The organism is Pelomonas sp. Root405 (genome assembly GCF_001425165.1).
Classification (GTDB): Bacteria; Pseudomonadota; Gammaproteobacteria; order Burkholderiales; family Burkholderiaceae_C; genus Pelomonas.
The window spans coordinates 719,562-736,940 of sequence record NZ_LMDU01000001.1; the positions used below are offsets into that span (position 1 = coordinate 719,562).

Annotated in this window: 16 protein-coding genes; 5 read left to right on the forward strand and 11 right to left on the reverse strand. The window is 68.6% G+C overall.

What is annotated here, in order from left to right:
• Positions 1–11 precede the first annotated feature (11 nt).
• Genes ASC81_RS03230 through ASC81_RS03240 form a run of 3 tightly spaced genes read right to left on the reverse strand, consistent with a single transcriptional unit; the run spans position 12 to position 5,602 of the window.
• Entirely contained in the window at positions 12–3,410 is a 3,399-nt protein-coding gene (locus ASC81_RS03230) for an error-prone DNA polymerase (protein ID WP_235533555.1), read from the reverse strand.
• Between the two features lie 49 nt (positions 3,411–3,459).
• Complete coding sequence (locus tag ASC81_RS03235; protein WP_056262634.1) at positions 3,460–4,755, reverse strand: hypothetical protein; 1,296 nt, start codon at positions 4,753–4,755, stop codon at positions 3,460–3,462.
• Positions 4,724–5,602 (reverse strand): recombinase RecA, encoded by an 879-nt coding sequence (locus ASC81_RS03240; protein ID WP_235533556.1) that lies wholly within the window; start codon positions 5,600–5,602, stop codon positions 4,724–4,726. The genes ASC81_RS03235 and ASC81_RS03240 overlap by 32 nt, the downstream gene beginning before the upstream one ends.
• Positions 5,603–5,756: 154 nt before the next feature.
• Here ASC81_RS03240 and ASC81_RS03245 point away from each other — a divergent pair, with 154 nt between their 5' ends.
• The gene (locus tag ASC81_RS03245; RefSeq protein ID WP_056262641.1) at positions 5,757–6,143 is read left to right on the forward strand and encodes a YciI family protein; all 387 of its coding nucleotides are present in this window, start codon (positions 5,757–5,759) and stop codon (positions 6,141–6,143) included.
• Here ASC81_RS03245 and ASC81_RS03250 read toward each other — a convergent pair.
• From ASC81_RS03250 to ASC81_RS03260, 3 genes are all read right to left on the reverse strand, one after another.
• Positions 6,140–7,207 carry a serine/threonine protein kinase gene (locus ASC81_RS03250; protein WP_056262644.1) on the reverse strand — a complete coding sequence of 356 codons (1,068 nt, stop codon included), beginning with the start codon at positions 7,205–7,207 and terminating at the stop codon, positions 6,140–6,142. The two genes, ASC81_RS03245 and ASC81_RS03250, sit on opposite strands and share 4 nt — an antisense overlap.
• Before the next feature lie 23 nt (positions 7,208–7,230).
• Entirely contained in the window at positions 7,231–8,088 is an 858-nt protein-coding gene (locus ASC81_RS03255) for a DUF2726 domain-containing protein (RefSeq protein ID WP_056262646.1), read from the reverse strand.
• A 157-nt stretch (positions 8,089–8,245) separates the two neighbouring features.
• Positions 8,246–9,043, reverse strand: a complete 798-nt coding sequence (locus tag ASC81_RS03260; RefSeq protein WP_082536217.1) for a GNAT family N-acetyltransferase — start codon at positions 9,041–9,043, stop codon at positions 8,246–8,248.
• 232 nt (positions 9,044–9,275) lie between these two features.
• Here ASC81_RS03260 and rplM point away from each other — a divergent pair, with 232 nt between their 5' ends.
• The 3 genes from rplM (at position 9,276) to erpA (ending at position 10,581) form a co-directional block, all read left to right on the forward strand.
• Positions 9,276–9,704 carry a 50S ribosomal protein L13 gene (gene rplM / locus ASC81_RS03265; protein ID WP_056203159.1) on the forward strand — a complete coding sequence of 143 codons (429 nt, stop codon included), beginning with the start codon at positions 9,276–9,278 and terminating at the stop codon, positions 9,702–9,704.
• A gap of 9 nt (positions 9,705–9,713) precedes the next feature.
• Complete coding sequence (rpsI, locus tag ASC81_RS03270; protein WP_056262649.1) at positions 9,714–10,106, forward strand: 30S ribosomal protein S9; 393 nt, start codon at positions 9,714–9,716, stop codon at positions 10,104–10,106.
• 100 nt (positions 10,107–10,206) lie between these two features.
• Positions 10,207–10,581: an iron-sulfur cluster insertion protein ErpA gene (gene erpA / locus ASC81_RS03275; RefSeq protein ID WP_056262653.1), complete on the forward strand. Its 375-nt coding sequence runs from the start codon at positions 10,207–10,209 to the stop codon at positions 10,579–10,581.
• Between the two features lie 4 nt (positions 10,582–10,585).
• On the opposite strand, the gene ASC81_RS03280 is transcribed toward erpA, so the two are convergent.
• Both ASC81_RS03280 and ASC81_RS03285 read right to left on the reverse strand, forming a co-directional pair.
• Entirely contained in the window at positions 10,586–11,677 is a 1,092-nt protein-coding gene (locus ASC81_RS03280; protein ID WP_082536218.1) for an anhydro-N-acetylmuramic acid kinase, read from the reverse strand.
• A gap of 5 nt (positions 11,678–11,682) precedes the next feature.
• Positions 11,683–13,071: a M23 family metallopeptidase gene (locus ASC81_RS03285; protein ID WP_056264248.1), complete on the reverse strand. Its 1,389-nt coding sequence runs from the start codon at positions 13,069–13,071 to the stop codon at positions 11,683–11,685.
• Positions 13,072–13,298: 227 nt separating this feature from the next.
• On the opposite strand from ASC81_RS03285, the gene tyrS reads away from it, so the two are divergent.
• A complete protein-coding gene (tyrS, locus tag ASC81_RS03290) occupies positions 13,299–14,525 on the forward strand; it encodes a tyrosine--tRNA ligase (RefSeq protein ID WP_056262656.1) in 1,227 nt (408 codons plus the stop codon).
• Positions 14,526–14,750: 225 nt separating this feature from the next.
• Here tyrS and ASC81_RS03295 read toward each other — a convergent pair whose 3' ends face one another.
• The 3 genes from ASC81_RS03295 to ASC81_RS03305 all read right to left on the reverse strand — a co-directional run bounded on the left by ASC81_RS03295 (position 14,751) and on the right by ASC81_RS03305 (position 17,365).
• Positions 14,751–15,728, reverse strand: a complete 978-nt coding sequence (locus ASC81_RS03295) for an NADPH:quinone oxidoreductase family protein (protein ID WP_056262659.1) — start codon at positions 15,726–15,728, stop codon at positions 14,751–14,753.
• Positions 15,729–16,190, reverse strand: coding sequence for a PaaI family thioesterase (locus ASC81_RS03300; RefSeq protein WP_162245851.1), 462 nt, complete (start codon positions 16,188–16,190; stop codon positions 15,729–15,731).
• A gap of 104 nt (positions 16,191–16,294) precedes the next feature.
• Entirely contained in the window at positions 16,295–17,365 is a 1,071-nt protein-coding gene (locus ASC81_RS03305; protein WP_056262663.1) for an alpha/beta fold hydrolase, read from the reverse strand.
• Between the last annotated feature and the right edge of the window lie 14 nt (positions 17,366–17,379).

A 17,379-nucleotide genomic window follows, 5' to 3' on the forward strand; every position in this document is an offset into this window, starting at 1 on the left:
CAAGCGCGAGGTCAGCGGAAGTCGCGGCTCTCGGTCGGCAGCCGGCCGAGCAGGGGGTTCAGGTTGGTGAAGCCATGGGCCAGCAGATGCCGCACATCCCCATCCCCGCGCTGCCACACGCCTTCCACCGCCAGCAGCCGCGCGCCGAGGATGGTGCGGCGGTGCTCCTCGTAGACCTTGGGCCAGACGATGACCTGCACGTTGCCGGTCTCGTCTTCCAGCGTGACGAAGATCGTGCCTTTGGCGGTCTGCGGCTTCTGCCGCCCGGTGACGATGCCGCAGGCCTTGGCGCGGCGACCGCTCTTGACCTTGTCGAGTTGCGCCGCGCTCAGCAGGCCCTGCTTTGCCAGGCGCGGGCGCAGCAGCGCCAGCGGATGGCGGCGCAGCGTCAGGCCGGTGGCGGCGTAGTCCCACAGCACCTCCTCACCCTCGGCGGCGGCGGGCAGTTCGAGGTCGTCCTCGGGCAACAGGCTGCCCTGCAGCATGACGGGCATCGCATGCAGGGCCGAGGCCTGCCAGACCTGCTGGCGGCGGTGGCCGGCGAGTGATGTGAGCGCATCGGCGGCGGCGAGCTGCTGCATGTCCTGCTGCGTGAGGCGGGCGCGCAGGGCCAGGTCTTGCGGGTGGGCAAAGGGGCCGTCGCGTTCGCGGGCCTTCTCGATGCGCTCGGCCGCATCCGTGCCGAGGCCGCTGACGAGGCGCAGGCCCAGGCGCACGGCAGGCTGGGGGCCGCCGCCCACAGCTTGGGCGGCGCCGTCGCCGACCGCGGGCGCCAGCAAGGCATGGCGGGTCTGGCCTGCGCGCAGCTCCAGCGAGCTGTCCTTGGTGCTGTGGTTGACGTCGATGGCGCGCACCTCGATGTCATGCCGGCGCGCGTCCTGCACCAGCTGGCTGGGGCTGTAGAAACCCAGCGGCTGCGAGTTCAACAGCGCGCACAGGAAGGCTGCTGGCTCGTGGCATTTGAGCCAGGAGCTGACATAGGTCAGCAGCGCGAAGCTGGCGGCGTGGGACTCGGGGAAGCCGTACGACGAGAAGCCCTTGATCTGGTCGAAGATGCGCTTGGCGAAGTCGTCGGTGTAGCCGCGCTCGCGCATGCCGTTGACGACCTTGTCGTAGTACTTCTCCAGCACGCCGGGGCGCTTCCACGCCGCCATGGCGCGGCGCAGCTGGTCGGCCTCGCCGGGGGTGAAGCCCGCCGCAATGATGGCGACCTGCATCACCTGCTCCTGGAAGATGGGCACGCCCCGCGTGCGCCAGAGGGCTTCCTTGAGCGCCTCGCTGGGGTACTCCACCTGGTCGGCCGGCAGTGCCCGGTTCTTCAGGTAGGGGTGCACCATGCCGCCCTCGATGGGGCCGGGCCGCACGATGGCGACTTCGATGACGAGGTCGTAGTACTCGCGGGGCTGCAGCCGCGGCAGCATGGACATCTGCGCGCGTGATTCGATCTGGAAGACGCCGACGGTGTCGGCCTTGCAGATCATGTCGTAGGTGGCGGTGTCGTCGTCGGGGATGGTCAGGTCGATGGCGGTTCCGCGCATCGGGTTGACGAGATCGAAGCAGCGCCGGATGGCGCTGAGCATGCCCAAAGCGAGCACGTCGACCTTCATCATCTTCAGCTCGTCGATGTCGTCCTTGTCCCACTCGATGACGCTGCGTTTCTCCATCGTCGCGTTCTCGATGGGCACGAGGCGCTCCAGCAGGCCCTCGGTCAGCACGAAGCCGCCGACGTGCTGGCTGAGGTGGCGCGGCAGGCCGTTGAGCTGGCGGCCCAGAGTGATGAGCTGCTGCAGCCGCGGGTCGTCGTCGGCGAGCCCCATCTGCTGCAGCAGCGCGGCGCGGTGTTCCTCCGGCAGCACCTGGGTGGACCAGCCGCTGTGGTCGCTGCTCATGAGGTCGAGCTGCGCCTCGCTGAAGCCGAGGGCCTTGCCGACATCGCGGATGGCGCTCTTGGGGCGGTAGCAGATGACGACGGCCGTCAGCGCGGCACGGTCGCGCCCGTACTTGTTGTAGAGGTACTGGATGACCTCCTCGCGGCGCTCGTGCTCGAAGTCGACATCGATGTCCGGCGGCTCGTTGCGCTCCCGGCTGATGAAGCGCTCGAACAGCAGCGTGCTGCGTGCCGGGTCCACCGAGGTGACATGCAGGCAGTAGCAGACGATGCTGTTCGCCGCCGAACCGCGGCCCTGGCAGAGGATCTTGATGCTGCGCGCGAACTCGACCACGTCGGCCACGGTCAGAAAGTAGTGCTCGTAGCCCAGGTCCTCGATCAGTCCGAGTTCGTGCTCGATGCGCGCCTGCCAATGTGCCGGCACGCCATCGGGCCAGCGTTTGGCCGCGCCCTGGTAAGTCAGGTTGCGCAAATGCTGGCGTGGCGTGAGGCCCTTCGGCACCACCTCGCTCGGGTACTGGTAGCTGATTTCGTCCAGCCTGAACGTGCAGCGCGCCGCGACGTTCAGCGTCTCGGCCATCAGCTCGGGCGGGTAGATGCGCGACAGCCGGTAGCGGCTGCGCAGGTGCCGCTCGGCATTGGGCTGCAGGTCGAACCCACAGTCGGCCACCGTCCGGCCCAGGCGCGTGGCGGTCATCACGTCCTGCAGCGCCTTGCGCGAGCGCACGTGGAAGTGCACGTCACCGGCGGCGACCAGGGGCAGGGCGGTGATCTCGGAAAGTACCTGCAGCCGCTGCAACCACAGCGCGTCGCTCGCCTCGCGCAGCAGCTCGACGCCGATCCACGCGCGCCCGGTGAAGTGCTGCAGCGCCCACTGTGCCGGGGCCAGCAGCTCGGCATCGGTGGCCTCACGCGGCAGCACCAACAGCGCCAGGCAGTCGGCCAGCGTCTCGGGGACGATCTGGCGCCAGTGCAGCGTGTACTCGCCCTTCACGGGGCTGGCGCGGCGCAGCTGCGTGATGAACTGGCTGAGGTTGCCGTAGCCGTTGAGGTTCTGCGCGATGAGCACGAGTTTGAAGCGCGCTGTGCCGGCGCAGCCATCGGGGCCATCGCGGACGAGGAATTCGCTGCCGATCAGCAGCTTCATCAGCGGGGGTTGCTCGATGTCCTCGTCCGGCTCGCCGGCTTCCTTGGCGGCCTCCTTCAAGGCGTGGTGGGCGGCCTCGCGCATCTCGCGCAGCTGCTTGTGTGCGCGCACGACGCCCGCCAGCGAGCATTCATCGGTGATGGCGAGCGCCTCATAGCCCATGTCGACCGCGCGGCCCACCAGCTCGGACGGCTCGGACGCGCCGCGCAGGAAGCTGAAGGCTGACAGGCAGTGCAGCTCGGCATAACGTGGCACCAGGGTGGTGGCGCGGTCCGGCAACGCGTCGCGCAAGCCGTCGGCAGCGCGACGCAATTCGGCGTCCGAGGCGATGCCTTGCTGGCGCAGCATCGCCAGGCGCTCGTCGCGGTCTGACATGGGCGGGCTCATGGGTGCGCCCTGCGCTTGGGATGGTCCCGCGTGGCCTTCATGCAAACACCCCATGCAGGAACCACTCTGACGCCGAAGAGGCGGCATCGGGAAATCGCTCGTGATAGATCCACAGCAATCCGCGCGCCGCGCTGCGGTAGACGTAGTAGTCGCGCGTCTGCAGGCGGTGGCGGCCTTCCCACCAGCCGGCCTCGATGCGGTGCGGCCCGCTGATGCGTGCCAGCGGCCCGGCATACACCGGCTGCTCCTGGGCATCGCAGCGCAGCGGTTGCGGCGGCTCGACCAGCCAGGTCGGCTGCGGCCCGGGCGGCGGTCGCACGGCCGCCGCCGGCGGCGCCGGCCAGGGCTGCCAGCTTTGCATGCGGGCCAGTCGGTGGTCCTCATGCAGCCGGCCTTCACGCACCTGGCCAGCGCCCAGGCGCACGGACAACCGCTCCAGCAGCGCATTCGTCGTCGCGCGCTCCTGCGGATCCGAGGGGCCGGGCAGCAGGCTGCTGCTGGCTTCTTCCAGCGGCAGCACGCCATCGGCGCTGAGGCTGATCTCGCCGGCCGGTGCGGCCAGCGTCGTGCGGGCCAGGTGCTCGCCCAGCAGACGCGTCAGACGGCGCAGGTCGCGCGTCGTGTCGGCTGTGGCGATGCTCAGCTCGCCGCTGCCGGCTACATCACGCGCACGCATCGCATCGTGTTGCCAGGCCAGGCGCAGCGTGCGCACGCCGGCATGGCGCGCGGCCAGGAAGGCGCAGAGCTGGCGCAGCAGCGTCTCGGCGAAGTGCAGCAGCACGGGCGCATGCTCGACCCGCCAGGGCAGCTCCAGCCGTGCGTCGAAGCGCTCGGGCAGCGTCAGCCAGTCGTGCACCTCGGGCAGGTCGCCATAGGCCCGGTCCAGCGCGGCCAGCAGCGCCGGGCCGAAACGCTTGGCCAGCGCGGAGCGCGGCAGCCGGCGCAGCTCGCCCAGGCGTGTGCAGCCCAGCCGGGACAGCATGGCGTGATGGGCTTGAGCGGCGCTCAGTGCCGCCAGTGGCAGTGCGTCCAGGCGCTCATTGAGCGGGCCGTGCCGCGGCGCTGGCGCCGCACGCGCCAGCGCCAGCGCCGCCAGCGCGGTCGGTGCCCAGGCCATGGCGCCCAGCCCCAAGCCGATCAATGCCGACTCGGCCTGGAGCTTCTGGCGCAAGGCACGGGCGCCGCCGAACAGGCGCAGGCTGGCCGCCACCTCGGCGACGACGGCTTCCTCCAGCCGTGCGACGCGTGGCGTGAAGCTCAGCGCCAGCCAGCCCAGCGCGTCGACATCGCCGGCCGGCGCATCAGGCGTGCTGCACAGGGCGAGCCAGCGCATGGGGGCGCTCCGACGGGGGGCTGACCGGCGTGGGCGCGGGCACGGGTTCGGGTGCAGGCAGGGGCTTGCGCCTGGCCGCCGTCAGCAGCGGTTCGACCGCGCCCGGCACGGCGGGCAGCGTCAGCCAGCCTTCGTGCGCGGGCCCGCGGCGCTTGAGCAGGTGCACCTGCAGATCCCAGCTGTCGCCGGGCTTGACGACGAGTCGCAGCGGCGCGGCCGAAGACTGCTGGCCGGCGCGCTCGGGCCGCATCAGGAAGATGGGGGCGTCAGAGCTCAGCGCGCTGACCTGCAGCCGACGGATCTGCTCGGGCCGCGCCTCGGGCAGCCAGGCCAGCACGGCGACGCGCGACTTGATGGCCTGCTCGGCGGCCCAGAGCGCCTCGGCCGGCGTCCCGGTGGACACCCAGATCAGCGCCGACGGCGGCAGGCCGAGGGCTTGCAGGCCGGGCAGGTGCGGCGTCTGCGGCGGGTTGACGAGCAGCAGCGCGCGCATCGCCGCCACGGAGGCCGTCTTGCGCGGGCGCCGGCCCACCTGCGGCGTGGACGACGGCCCCTGGCTGGCCCACCAGGCGTGCAGGCCGGGCGCCAGCAGCCGCCACTCCAGCACGCCGGGCTGCGGTGTCAGCAGCTCCACGGCCGATCGGGTCGGCCAGCCGCCGCCGGGCAGTTCGGCATCCAGAGCCGCAAAGCCGCTGGACAGGGTCGGGTCGGCCGCGGTGCTCAGGCTGCTGCCTCGCCAGAGGCGGCCTTGCAATTGGGCTTCAAACGGCAGCTTGCCGAGGGGGGGCTTGGGCGGCAGGCGCCCCCCGGAGAGCGGGCTGACGGTGGGGGAAAGAATGGCGGACAACATGGCCAGACAGACAAGCAAGAGGAAAGAAATCGAGCTTGAATGAGAGCACAATACTGTATTTATATCCAGTATTTTTTGGCAATCAACCTGGCGCGGCGCTAGCATTCCGCAGCTTTGCCCAGGTGAACTGCGACTTCCAGGAGATTCCCTCATGCCGATGAACGACTATCTGGTGCTCTCCCGCGGCCAATGGGATGAAGACGCGAGCCCGCAGGCCGTGCAGGCTGCCATCGACGCCTTCTATGTCTGGTACGAGCAAGGCCTGGCCGAGGGTCGGCTCAAGCCGGGCAGCCGCCTCGAACCCGGTGCTCGCATCGTCGCCAAGGGCGGCCTCGTCACCGACGGCCCCTTTGCCGAGACCAAGGAGTGGGTCGGCGGCTACTGGTTCATCGTCGCGGAAACGCTGGAGCAGGCTGCGGCGATTGCCCTCGAAAACCCCTGCCTGCAGTTCGGCCTGACGCTGGAAATCCGCCCGCTGGACGGCACCCGTGCCGATGTGACGGTACCGACCAACGAGACGCCTGCGACCTGGCGTTAGGAAAATCCGTCGCCGTCGAAATCTACTGCGTCTTCGTCCCGCGCAAGGCTTGGCGGCGCATCTTTGGGTTTCATGGCTTCCAACTGTTCACGCAGCTTGGCAACCTGGTCCAGCCAGTAATTGGGCGTGCCGAACCACGGGAAGGCGAGCGGGAAGGCCGGGTCGCCCCAGCGGCGGGCCAGCCAGGCGCTGTGGTGAATCATGCGCATGGTGCGCAGCGGCTCGATGAGGCGCAGCTCGCGGTCGTCGAACTCGGCGATCTGTTCGTAGCCGTCGAGCACGGCGTTGAGCAAACGCCGCGCGGCGTCGGGTTCATCCGTGGAGCCCGGCAGCAGCATCCACAGGTCCTGCACGACCGGGCCGGTGACGGCGTCATCGAGGTCGACGAAGTGCGGTCCGCGGTCGGGCGTCCACAGGATGTTGCCGGGGTGGCAGTCGCCGTGCAGGCGCGTGAGCTGCAGGTCGGGCAGGCTGTCGAAGGCAGCCTGGATGGTGTCGATGCAGCGGCGCGCGGCGTCGTCCCACTGCGGGGCGATCTCGGCCGGGATGGCCTCGTGTCCGATGAGCCAGTCGCGTGCGGCCTGCGCCGGCGCGGCGCTGGCCCAGGCCAGTCGCTCGGCGAAGGGGCGCTGACGGCCGACGCCATGCAATCGCGCCAGCAGTCGGCCGATCCAGCGCAGCACCTCGGGGTCTTCCAACTCCGGCCCGCGTCCGCCCTGACGCGGCGTGACGGCCAGGCGTTGGCCTTGGAAGTGGAACAAGGTGGAGCCCCCACCGAGTGTCCAGGGCGCCGCGACGGGCACCTCCGCGGCCGCAAGCTCCGCGGCGAAGGCGTGTTCTTCGAGGATCTGGGCATCGCTCCAGCGCCCCGGGCGGTAGAACTTGGCGACGGCCGCCGAACTGCCGAACTGGTCGTCCTCCAGATGCAGCATCAGCACCCGGTTCTCAAAGGAATTGAGCTGCAGCAGCCGGCCGTCGGCGCGCAGGCCGGCGGCGTCCAGGGCGTCGAGCATGAACTCCGGCGTCAGGTCGCCGAAGCTGAGGTCAGGGGTCGCTTGATGCATCCGGCGAGTGTCGCCGGGATGATTCAACCGCGTCGGGGTCGCTGTGTGGCGTAGCGCGGTGCGTCGACGACCACGCCGACGATGTCGTCGAGCATGGCGTCGTCATCGGCGTCATCGAGCACGGGCAGGCTGCGCGGGTTGTAGCGCGAGGTGTCGATGTTGCGCGAGGGCAGGCGCCGCGCCGGTGACGGCGGTGCGGGCTGGGCCGGCATGCGCGGGTGGCGTTCGCCGAAGCTGTCGCCCCCGCTGCCGCCGAAGACGCCGGCGTCCTGCCACAGTGGCAGGGGCTGGGAGAACTGACCCCAGTCGCTGCCGAACTCTTCCTCTGTGGCGCCGCCACGGCGACGTGGCAGGCCGGGCGTCGCGGCCGGCGCCGGCAGCGGGCCGCGAGGGTTGCTGCCCTGCGGCACGAGCAATTGCAGTTCGGCGACGCTGGGCAATTGATCCATCGCACAACGCAGATAGCGCACGCGGCAGGCCGACAGCACGGCGTGCTTGATCTGCAGCATGCGTGGCGTGACACCGCGCTCGCCTTCCAGGTCGATGGCGGCCAGCACACGACCATTCGGGCTGCAGACGGCAAAGGTCACATGCGAGGCGCCGAGCAGGTCGAACCAGTAGCGCACTTCCTTGGCCTCGGTCGGCTGACAAAAGCGGACCAGCGGCAGCTTGGACAACACGACGTGGTGGGGGAGGGCCTCGCGCAGCAGGCGGAAGACGCGCCGTTCGTCGGTGGTGAACACCGGCCTGGCCGTGAGTGACCACTCCGCAGGCAGACCTTTATTGGCGTACGCCGGCCGCCGCAAGGCCCAGATCAGGCTGATGGCCAGACCCAGGACGCAAACAGCCAGGGCGGCGATCCAATAAATGGCGTACGGCATATCCCTCGGGGATTCGGCTGGGACGCCGACCTGTCTTTTAGCGGCGCAATGGACGGGCAATGTAGCGCAACGTCCCTAAAAGCCATTACTCGCTAGTCCCGATTCCCCCAGCCTAAGGGGGGGTGCCGAGCGCTTCAAAAACGCTTCAAACCGGCACTTATTCCTTCGCCGCCCGCCCCGGAGACTCGAAATGGGCCTTGACTTCGGCCACGCTGTCGACGAAGTCGCTCAGCGTCTGCGCCTGGCGTTTGAACTGGAAATCCAGTTCGCCGAGATGTCGGTTCAGCGCTTGTTCGACCTGTGAGCCGACCGTGTTCGGCGGCAAGCGCAGCCAGGCTGCCGATTCGCCACCATCGCGCTCGACGATGGCGCCGGCTGCCGTCGCGATGCGCAGCATGGGCCGGTTCTCGCTCAGTGCATGGATGAAGAGGGTGTCGATGCCGCGATTGCGCGCGTGCAAGGCAGCGGCCTCGAACAGACGCCGACCCAGGCCGCGGCTGCGCGACTGCGGCAGGACGGACACGCCGAACTCGGCCATCGTGCGGTCTGGTTCCCCCGCCACCGGCTGACCGAAGGCCAGGTGAGCCATGGCGATCAGCTGCAGCCGGCGGTTGAAGATGCCGAGCACCTCGTCGCGGCCGAAATCGATGCTGAGCGCGTATTTGCGGATCTGTTCGTCAGACGCCGGATAGCCGAAGCGCAGATAGCGGTCCTGCGCTTCGAGCGCGAGCAGGTGGTCGATGATGCGACGGCGGTGGCGCCGGGCCAGCGAGCGGATCGGCACCCAGGTCGACAGCCGCTCCAATGCCGCGCGGGCGCCGGCGAGGGGGCTGGCCGTCTCGGCCACCGCCACCGCCGGTGCGTTCGGGTCAGGGCCGAAGACCGACAGCTCGTGATCCCAGTCCGCCGTCAGTTCGGCGGGCGGGTTGACGGGAGCTGGGGGTTGGGTGGGCATGGCATGGGCCGTATGCGGTCTCGCAAGCGTAACGCGTCGGCGGCTTTCAAACCATGGCTCATGCTGCTACACTCGCGGGCTTTTCCGTCAAAGGCTGCGGGAAAGGGCCGTGCAGAAATGCGTAGGCGGCTGCGCCGAGAGGCTGTGCATCAGACACAGCACCGAAGCCGGTCAAATTCAGCCATACATTGCCGGCTTCAGTATTTGGAGGCCGGCACAGCGAAAGCAACTCATGAAGACCTTCAGCGCCAAGCCGGCCGAGGTGACGCACGAGTGGTTTGTGATTGACGCCACCGACAAGGTGCTCGGACGTGTTGCCAGCGAAGTGGCACTCCGTTTGCGCGGCAAGCACAAGGCCATTTACACGCCTCACGTGGACACCGGTGATTTCATCGTCATCGTCAACGCCGAAAAGCTCCGTGTCACCGGCAACAAGGCCACCGACAAGGTGTACTACCGTCACAGCGGCTTCCCCGGCGGCATCTACGCCACGAAGTTCAAGGACATGCAAGCCAAGCATCCCGGCCGCGCGCTGGAAAAGGCCGTCAAGGGCATGCTGCCCAAGGGCCCGCTCGGTTACGCCATGGTCAAGAAGCTGAAGGTCTACGCAGGCCCGACGCACCCGCACACCGCCCAGCAGCCCAAGGCTCTCGAGATCTAAGGAACGGCCATGATCGGAAACTGGAATTACGGTACGGGCCGTCGCAAGTCGTCGGTCGCTCGCGTCTTCATGAAGAAGGGCACGGGCCAGATCATCGTCAACGGCAAGGCCATTGACACTTACTTTGGTCGTCAGACCTCGATCATGATCGCCAAGCAGCCCCTGCTGCTGACGAACAATGGCGAAGCGTTCGACATCAAGGTGAACGTGCACGGCGGTGGCGAGTCCGGCCAAGCCGGCGCGCTGCGCCTGGGCATCACCCGCGCGCTGATCGACTACGACGCGACCCTGAAGCCCGAACTGAGCCGCGCCGGCTTCGTCACGCGTGACGCGCGTGAAGTCGAGCGTAAGAAGGTCGGCCTGCACGGCGCTCGTCGCAGGAAGCAGTTCAGCAAGCGTTAATTGCTGCTCGACTCGACAAAAGGCCGCCGCGATGCGGCCTTTTGTTTTTGCGCGGACAATCCCCATATTCGTCTCTGGACAGATTCACAGGAGCCTCGCCATGAGCGCCGTGCTTGATACCCCCGTCACCGCAATTTCCGATATCCCAGTGCCCCTGGTGTTCACCGACAGCGCCGCCGACAAGGTGCGCGACTTGGTGGCCGAAGAAGGCAACCCGGAGCTGAAGCTGCGCGTCTTCGTGCAAGGCGGCGGCTGCTCGGGCTTCCAGTACGGCTTCACGTTCGACGAGGCCGTCAACGACGACGACACGCAGATGCAGAAGAACGGCGTGACGCTGCTGATCGACTCGATGAGCCTGCAATACCTGATGGGCGCCGAGATCGACTACAAGGAAGACTTGCAGGGCGCCCAGTTCGTCATCAAGAACCCGAATGCCACGACCACTTGCGGTTGCGGGTCGAGCTTCTCGGTTTAAGAAACTAGGCGGGGTACAACGCCCCGAGCACCCGGAGCCCAGCGGCTCCCGTGACGGCCGGCAGATTGCCCGGCCGTTTTGTTTTGAAGCGCATGGCCAGCCAGGCGAATGCAGCCGCTTCGACCTGATCGACCGGCAGCCCGCGTGCTGCGCTGGACTCCACGGTGACGCCTGGCATCAGGTCGGACAGGCGCTGCATCAGCCGCCCGTTGCAGGCGCCGCCGCCGCAGGCGATCAGGGACCTGGCGCCCGGCATCTCCGCGCGCAGCGCGTCCGCCACGCAGCGCGCACTGAGTTCCAGCAGCGTCGCCTGCACGTCTTCCGGCGCGAGGCCGGGCATCAACCGGGCCTGCAGCCAGCCGAGATGGAAGAGATCGCGGCCCGTGCTCTTGGGCGGCCGCTGCGCGAAGAAGGGCTCGGCCAGCAGCGTTGCCAGCAATGCCGGCGACACGCGACCGGTGGCGGCCCAGGCGCCATCGGCGTCGTAGGCCCGGCCGAGGTGGCGCGCGATCCAGCCGTCCATCAGGCAGTTGGCGGGCCCGCAATCGAAACCGCCTGTGCGCCCATCGGCAAACAGCAGGCTCAGGTTGCTGATGCCGCCGAGATTGAGCACGGCCACATCCTGGCCTTCGCCGCCAAACAGCGCGCGGTGGAAGGCCGGCACCAGCGGCGCGCCCTGACCCCCAGCCGCCACGTCGCGGCTGCGAAGGTCGCAGATCACGTCGATGCCGGACTGCTCGGCCAACAGCGAGCCGTTGAGCAATTGAGTCGTGTAGCCGTCGAAGCTGTCGGGCCGATGTCGCACGGTCTGGCCGTGCGCGCCGATGGCAGCGACCTGCTCGCGCCGGGTGCCGGTCGCTTCAAGCAGCTGGGCCACCACATCGGCATAGGCGCGTGCGACAGCATTCCCGGCCAGCGCGGCGCGATGCAGTTCGTTGTCGCCTGGCGCATTCAAGGCGAGCAATTCGTCGCGCAGTCCCGGTGAGAAGGGTGAGTGCACATGGCCGGTGACGACCAGCGCCTCCGCGTCGAACAACACGCCATCAATGCCGTCGAGCGAAGTGCCCGACATCAGCCCGATGTAGAGCGCGCTCACCAGCCTTATTCGGCGGCGGAGACGCCGTCCATCGTTTCGGCCACGGCCAGTTGCGTCTTCACGCTGGCGACCGTCTGCAGGAATTGCGCCTTGGCGTAGCTGGGCAGCGTGATCGCCTCGGACGCGCGAGCGATGACGCGCGGGTCCATGTGGCGGCCGCCAACGCGGAACTCGAAGTGCAGATGCGGGCCGGTGGCCCAGCCCGTGGCGCCGACCGCGCCGATGCGCTGGCCCTGCTCGATGCGCTGGCCCTTCTTCACGTCGATCTTGCTCAGGTGGGCGTAGACGGTCGTCCGGTCGCCCGCATGACGCAGGTGCACGACATTGCCGAAGCCGTTCTGCCAGCCAGCCATCTCGACGGTACCGTCGCCCACTGAGCGCACGGCTGTGCCGGTCGGCGCGCCGTAGTCGACCCCGTTGTGCTGGCGCCAGGTTTTGTGGATGGGATGGAAGCGCATCGCGAAACCGCTGGTGATGCGCGAGAACTCCATCGGGCTGGCCAGGAAGGCGCGGCGCTTGCTCTGGCCGTCGAAGCTGTAGAAGCTGGCCTTGCCGGAGGCGCTGTCCTTGAAATACACCGCCGAATAGGTGCGGCCGTTGTTCGTGAACTCGCCGGCCAGCAGGCGGCCGGTACCGCCGTCCCATTGGATGGGCTCGCCATCGGCTGTCAGCGTTTCGTAGACGATGCTGAAGCGATCGCCCTTGCGCAGTTCGCGATGGAAGTCGATGTCGCCCGAGAACATGTCGGCCATCTGCGAGGCGATGGCGTCCGGAATCTTGGCGTCGTCGGTGGCGGCGAACAGCGAGGTGCGGATGCTGCCGCTGCCCAGGGCGATCTGGGCCTGCAGCGGCACGGTCTCGGTGCGAGCGGTGAAGCGGGCGCCATCACGCACGACGGTCAGGCGCGTGAAATGACTTGATTGCTGCTCGCTCTTCTCGGCGGGGAAGCGGGCGATGATGGTCTGCACCTGGCCCGAGGCATCGGCCGTCAGGTGGACCATCTTGCCGGCGCGGCCCTGGAAGATGCGGCGGGCCAGCGGGTCGGCGCGCAAGAAGGCAGCGGCGGCCGGATCGAAGGCGCCGGCGCGGCGCAGCAGGCTGTCGGGGGTGTCGCCGGAGCGCGTGGCCTCGGCGCGGGTCAGGCCGATGCTGTGGGCGGCCAGCTCATCCAACTGGGCTTCGATGCTGGGCGTGGCCACCGTCTCGACCAGCGTGCGGCGGGGCAACTCGGCCGCGTCGGGCGCCAGCGGCGCAATACCGAAGGCGGTGACGGCGAAGCAGCTAAGGGCGCTGACGACGGAGGCGGTCAGGGCGCGCGGGTGCCGGGCGGCAAAGCCGTCGACCCTTTTTAGTGCTGTTTGAAGTTGCTGGAGGCGTTTCTGGACTGCGGTCACGCTCGGCATCCCGGGGTTGTCGCTGGGGCAATCCCGGCCAAGCCGGTTCCACGCGAAGGGCTGCACCGTGATGCGGCCCTAAAATCCACTCGGTTGTGTTGAAGCAACACCCCCGGTTCGAAGGGTGAATTCTAACGGCGTTGTCCTACTCGACAGGCCGGTTAAACCCGATAGATCAACAACTTAACAATTTCGCCAGACCTTTTACCGGTCTTGCGACTCCCTCAATGTCCGACGCTGCCGAATTTCCCGTCACCGATGCCGTCCAGCAGGCGCTGGCCATCACCCGCCGCGGCGTGGACGAGTTGCTGCCCGAGGCCGAATGGGTCAAGAAACTGGCGCGCTCGGCGGCCACCGGCGTGCCGCTGCGCATCAAGCTGGGCCTTGACCCCACGGCGCCGGACATCCACGTCGGCCACACGGTCGTCTTGAACAAGATGCGCCAGTTGCAGGACCTGGGCCACCAGGTCATTTTTCTGATCGGGGACTTCACCTCCCTGATCGGCGACCCGTCGGGCCGCAACGCCACCCGCCCGCCGCTGACCAAAGAGCAGATTCAGGCCAACGCCGAAACCTACTACGCCCAGGCCAAGCTGGTGCTGGACCCCGCGCGCACCGAGATCCGCTACAACTCCGAGTGGAGCGAGCCGCTGGGTGCGGCCGGCCTGATCCAGCTCGCCAGCCGGTACACGGTGGCCCGCATGATGGAGCGCGACGACTTCACCAAGCGCTTCGCCGCCCAGACGCCGATCTCCGTGCACGAGTTCCTCTACCCGCTGATGCAGGGCTATGACTCGGTGGCGCTGAAGAGCGACCTGGAACTGGGCGGCACGGACCAGAAGTTCAACCTGCTGATGGGCCGCCACCTGCAGCAGGAATATGGGCAGGAGCCTCAGTGCATCCTGACGATGCCGCTGCTGGAAGGCCTGGACGGCGTCGAGAAGATGTCCAAGTCCAAGAACAACTACATCGGCATCACCGAGCCTGCCAACACCATGTTCGCCAAGATCCTGTCGATCAGCGACGTGCAGATGTGGAAGTGGTTCGAGCTGCTGTCCTTTAAGTCGCTCGGCGAGATCGCGGCGCTGAAGTCCGAGGTCGAAGGCGGCCGCAACCCCAAGGACGCCAAGGTCATGCTGGCCAAGGAGATCACCGCGCGCTTCCACAGCGCCCAGGCGGCCGACGCGGCGGAGCAGGACTTTAACAACCGCGCTAAGGGCGGCATCCCGGACGACATCCCCGAGGTGCAGCTGACCGGCGCGCCGATGGGCATCGCGCAGCTGCTGAAGGCGGCCGGGCTTGTCGCGTCCACCAGCGAGGGCCTGCGCATGGTCGAACAAGGCGGCGTGCGCCGTGCTGGTGAAGTCATTGCCGACAAGGGCCTGAAGCTCGACGCCGGCGAGCATGTACTGCAGGTGGGCAGGCGCAAGTTCGCGCGCGTCGTGCTGAGCTGAGCGTCAGGCGCGCGCATTAACGCCAATCGCGCCGCCTGCTGGCGATCCCCGAGGCGCCACGTCGAATCGTTGCAGGCCGTTCGCCTGATGGACGAGGCATCCGCACAGTCGGGGTCAGCGCAACCCCAAGCCAGTGCCTCCAATGCCTGCTTTCATCCCTGCCTGGCCCTTCTTCCTCGGGGGGGCGAAGACGGCCATGGGACCTCTCCGGTTCAGAGCGAAGGCTCACCGCATGCGCAGCACGAGGCGCCCTTGCACGCGCCGGTCGTGCAGCTGCGCCAGGGCTTCGCTGAACTGCGCCAGTGGCAGCACGGCGGCCACGAGCGGGCGCAGCCGGCCTTCGGCCACGAGCTGCATCAGCTCCGTGTCGGCCCGGGCGCTTTGCTCCGGCTGGCGCATGGCCCAGGCGCCCCAGAAGGCGCCCATCACCGAGTAGTTCTTGAGCAGCGGCAGGTTGGCCGCGAGCGAGGGAATGGTGCCGCTCGTGAAGCCGATGGGCAGCATGCGCCCGCCCCAGGCCATCAGGCGCGACATCGCTGCGAACACCTCGCCGCCCACGTTGTCCAGACACACGTCCACGCCTTGCCCTTGCGTCAGCGTGCCGATGCGCGCCTTCAAGTCCTCGGCGCCGTACACGACCACGGCCTCGGCGCCGCGGCTGCGCACCACGTCGGCCTTTTCCTGCGAACCGACCCCGGCAATCACGCGCGCGCCGAGATGGTGAGCGAGGTCCACGGCCGCAAGCCCCACGCCGCCCGCCGCGCCGCTGACGAACACCGTCTCGCCGGGCTGCAGGCGGGCGCGCTCTACGAGGGCGTAGTGCGCGGTGCCATAGGCATAGCGCACGGTGCAGGCGGTGGTGAAGTCGACTGCGGCGGGCAACAGGGTCACCTGCGAGGCGGGGGCCAGCATCTGCTCGGCCCAGGCGCCGGTCCAGTGGCCGCAGGCCACGCGGTCGCCAGGCTGGAGATGCGCCACGCCGGCGCCGACGGCCCGCACCACGCCGGCCGCATCGGTGCCCGGCGTGTAGGGCAGGGGCGGGCGCAGCTGGTACTTGCCCTGAGCCATCAGCGCGTCCATGAAGCTCACTGCGGCGGCGTGCACGTCCACCAGCACTTCTCCGGCAGCGGGAACAGGGGGCACGATCTCGGCGAGCGTGAGGCGCGGCGGATCGGCGTGGTCGTGGCAGAGAACGGCGCGCATTCAGTGCCCCCTCATGCGGACTGTGACGACCTCAGCCGTCGCGCATTCGATGCCGACCTGCCAGACGCGGCAGGCCACGGTGCTGCGCCGCTCGCCGCGGTCCACCACCTGGGCGCGCAACTGCAGCGGGTGGTTGATCGAGGCGGGCTTGAGATAGGTGACGGTCAGGCGCCCGGTCACGAACGCGGGTGCGCCGGCGTCCAGGGCGATGCCTTCTTCACGGCAATGGGTGGCCATCGCCGTCCAGATGGCATGGCAGTCCACCACCGAGGCGATGGCGCCGCCGTAGACCACGCCAGGATGGCCGATGTAGTGCGGCGGCGGCTGCCAGCGGCACACCAGTTCGTCGCCCTCCCAGCGACTCTTGATGTGCAGTCCGTCTTCGTTGAGCGCGCCGCAGCCGAAGCAGTGCACCCTGAGGACGTCCTGCAAGGCCGGTCCTGCGTCAATCGTGTCTTCCACTTCAGCCTCCGTGTCGGTGCACTGACTCTCGCGCAGCCCAGGCTGCGGCCACAAGTCGGCGGCCTACGGTAGGGGCCGCCCCGGCTACCGTGGCATCACGGTACTCAGGCCCGCAGCAACTGCAGCCGCGTGGCCCGGTGCACGGCCTCGGCGCGCGTGCGGCAGCCCAGGGTTTTCAAGGCGCTGGCCACATGCATCTCCACCGTGCGAGGGCTCAGGCGCAGCGCCCCTGCGACCTGCTTGTCGGTCTCGCCGCTGGCAATGCGGCGCAGCACTTCGGCCTGCCGCGGGGTGAGCCTCGGCGCCGGTTCAGCCTGCTCCCGCTGCGTGCCCAGGAAGTCGCGCACCTCGCGCAGGAAGCCGGCAAACGCCGGCTCGGTGGGCAAGGGGATGTGGTTGCGCCCCTCCAGCGGCACGAAGCGCGCGCCAGGCACCAGCGACGCCAGCCGCCGGCCCTGCTCGAAGGGCACCATCTGGTCGTCCTTGGGGTGCAGCAGCAGCGCCGGGCAGCGCACGCGCTGCGCAGCGTCCTTCACGTTGATGCCGTACAGCGCGTGCAGGTAGCGCGTGGCCACGTCGGGCGAGCAGGTCTCGCGCTGCAGCTTGTCGAAGGCGGCCCATTGCTCAGGCGAGGCGTCGGGCAGGAAGCGCGACACGAACACCTGGCGGAAGGCCGGCGAGCTGTTGCCCCAGCCCACGGCGGCAAGTTCGCGCATCAGGTCACCCTCGCGACGCACCGCGGGGTCGGGGTGGCTGGTGCTGTAGTAAGAGGTCGCGAAGCCGCCGAACAGAATCAGGTTGCGCACGCCCTCGGGATGGCGTGCGGCGTACTCGACCGCCACGCCGGCGCCGCAGGTGAAGCCCAGCAGCGTGAACGGTTCGTCACGGCCATAGGCGTCCGCAACGGCCTCAAGATCGCGCACCCAGGACTCGAACGACAGATCGTCGACACGGCGCTGCGACAGGCCGCAGCCGCGGGTGTCGTACTCCACATAGGTGTGCGAGGCCGAGAACTCGTCGATCAGCGCCTGCTGGATGGTGCCCGGCGTGGCCTGGTCGATGTGGGTGATCCAGGTGGCGGCTTTCAGCACGAGCGGCCCGTCGCCATGGCGCGCGGCGGCGATCTGCACACCGTCGGACGATGTGACGAACCGGATGTCGCTGCGCATGGCCATGGTGTCTCCGGAGG